Raw genomic sequence first — 2,028 nt, forward strand, 5'->3', positions numbered from 1 at the left:
TTTTTGCTTTAAAAAGTAAATGGTGGGTCGTACTGGACTTGAACCAGTGACCCTAGCCTTGTAAGGGCGATGCTCTCCCAACTGAGCTAACGACCCGCGAAGAATAATCTAAATGAAAACACCATCAAAGTTTATTTAATGGTGGGTCGTACTGGACTTGAACCAGTGACCCTCGCCTTGTAAGGGCGATGCTCTCCCAACTGAGCTAACGACCCATTTAGATTTTTGTAATATGAACACCACTTTAAAAAATGGTGGGTCGTACTGGACTTGAACCAGTGACCCTCGCCTTGTAAGGGCGATGCTCTCCCAACTGAGCTAACGACCCATATTACATACAGCAAGTTTTCTTAATGGTGGGTCGTACTGGACTTGAACCAGTGACCCTCGCCTTGTAAGGGCGATGCTCTCCCAACTGAGCTAACGACCCATTAAGAATTTAGATATGAACACCATTAGGGAATAATGGTGGGTCGTACTGGACTTGAACCAGTGACCCTCGCCTTGTAAGGGCGATGCTCTCCCAACTGAGCTAACGACCCATATCTAAAACAACTCATTGCTGCGTTGTTGTGGGGCGCTATTATAGATAGAGTTGTAAATGTGTCAACACTTGAATGAGTAAAAATGTGTTAGATGCAGCTTTTATAAACAATGACATGGCATTTAAGCATTTTTTGGCGAACAAATATGCAATTTACATTCATAAGCTTATATTCAGAGCTTGATCTATAGCTAAATGTCAGTGTAAATCATTCTAAAATGATATGAATACAGCAAATCTTTAAAACGGTTTTTCATATCAATAAATTTGCATCAGTTAATTGCACTCTACTTAGCACTATTAAAAACAAAGCAGGGTAGGGTGAAGTCGTTTTATTTAAAGCTTTAGGTAATGAATTTTATTTTGCATATAAATGTATACCTTTTTAAGGGAGTAAATTAAAAAAGCAAAGAGCCTTTGATAACAAACCAGCAATGAAATTAGCCCAAAATAACTAATTTGATAGCACTTTGTATAAAATACCTCCGCAACGGATTGATATTTAGTCAGCTTGTTGAAATTTAAATCATTTAAATAAACTTAGATAAAAAACTGTTGACTTTATTTGGGGGGCTGCATAGAATGCGCCCCGCACTCAGCGATACACAACCAACATTAATTGGTGGTGTGTATGCAAGTCGGGGCTATAGCTCAGCTGGGAGAGCGCTTCGCTGGCAGCGAAGAGGTCTGCGGTTCGATCCCGCATAGCTCCACCAGATTTGCATAGTGTTTGTCCTAGGGTTGCAGTTTTCTGCGTCCCCATCGTCTAGAGGCCTAGGACACCGCCCTTTCACGGCGGTAACAGGGGTTCGAATCCCCTTGGGGACGCCACTTACTTTAAGTAAGTGAGCAATTGCCAAGAAAATAAATATGTTAGTCTCGAGTACTTACATGTTATTTTAGTAACCTTAACTCCGATATGAGTAAAACTATCATTTAATGTCCTAGTGACACACACTGTGTCCCCATCGTCTAGAGGCCTAGGACACCGCCCTTTCACGGCGGTAACAGGGGTTCGAATCCCCTTGGGGACGCCACTTATTCAAGTAGGTTATGTGTAGTGGGGCGGTGAACACCGCGCAATCTATGCACGACGTTATCAAGAGTACGAATCTCTTGGGGGCGCCACTTACTTTAAGTGATGTGTTATTAAAAGCTCGTCTGAATCGAGTCTAACTATTCAGTTGTCCTAGTGACACATTTTGTGTCCCCATCGTCTAGAGGCCTAGGACACCGCCCTTTCACGGCGGTAACAGGGGTTCGAATCCCCTTGGGGACGCCACTTACTTTAAGTGCTGTGTTATTAATAGCTCGTCTGAATCGAGTCTAACTATTCAGTTGTCCTAGTGACACATCATGTGTCCCCATCGTCTAGAGGCCTAGGACACCGCCCTTTCACGGCGGTAACAGGGGTTCGAATCCCCTTGGGGACGCCACTTATTCAAGTAGGTTATGTGTAGTGGGGCGGTGAACACCGCGCAATC

10 tRNA genes are annotated in these 2,028 nt (G+C 43.6%); 5 read left to right on the top strand and 5 right to left on the bottom strand.

The annotated features are described in order from the left end of the window. Positions 1-20 precede the first annotated feature (20 nt). The 5 genes from L1272_RS22840 to L1272_RS22860 all read right to left on the bottom strand — a co-directional run bounded on the left by L1272_RS22840 (position 21) and on the right by L1272_RS22860 (position 542). Positions 21-96: transfer RNA gene (locus L1272_RS22840), tRNA-Val, on the bottom strand. 43 nt (positions 97-139) lie between these two features. Beyond that, positions 140-215: transfer RNA gene (locus L1272_RS22845), tRNA-Val, on the bottom strand. Between the two features lie 37 nt (positions 216-252). Then, a tRNA-Val gene (locus L1272_RS22850) sits at positions 253-328 on the bottom strand. Between the two features lie 26 nt (positions 329-354). Further along, a tRNA-Val gene (locus L1272_RS22855) sits at positions 355-430 on the bottom strand. 36 nt (positions 431-466) lie between these two features. Then, a tRNA-Val gene (locus L1272_RS22860) sits at positions 467-542 on the bottom strand. A 642-nt stretch (positions 543-1,184) separates the two neighbouring features. Between L1272_RS22860 and L1272_RS22865 the strand changes: the two genes are divergently transcribed. The 5 genes from L1272_RS22865 (at position 1,185) to L1272_RS22885 (ending at position 1,980) form a co-directional block, all read left to right on the top strand. Next, positions 1,185-1,260, top strand: a tRNA-Ala gene (locus L1272_RS22865). A 39-nt stretch (positions 1,261-1,299) separates the two neighbouring features. Next, a tRNA-Glu gene (locus tag L1272_RS22870) sits at positions 1,300-1,375 on the top strand. A gap of 130 nt (positions 1,376-1,505) precedes the next feature. Continuing rightward, positions 1,506-1,581 (top strand) — tRNA-Glu (locus tag L1272_RS22875). A 169-nt stretch (positions 1,582-1,750) separates the two neighbouring features. Then, a tRNA-Glu gene (locus L1272_RS22880) sits at positions 1,751-1,826 on the top strand. A 78-nt stretch (positions 1,827-1,904) separates the two neighbouring features. Next, positions 1,905-1,980 (top strand) — tRNA-Glu (locus L1272_RS22885). The last annotated feature ends 48 nt before the right edge of the window (positions 1,981-2,028 follow it).

The sequence above is a fragment of the Pseudoalteromonas sp. PAST1 genome (assembly GCF_021532515.1).
Taxonomy (GTDB): domain Bacteria; phylum Pseudomonadota; class Gammaproteobacteria; order Enterobacterales; family Alteromonadaceae; genus Pseudoalteromonas; species Pseudoalteromonas simplex.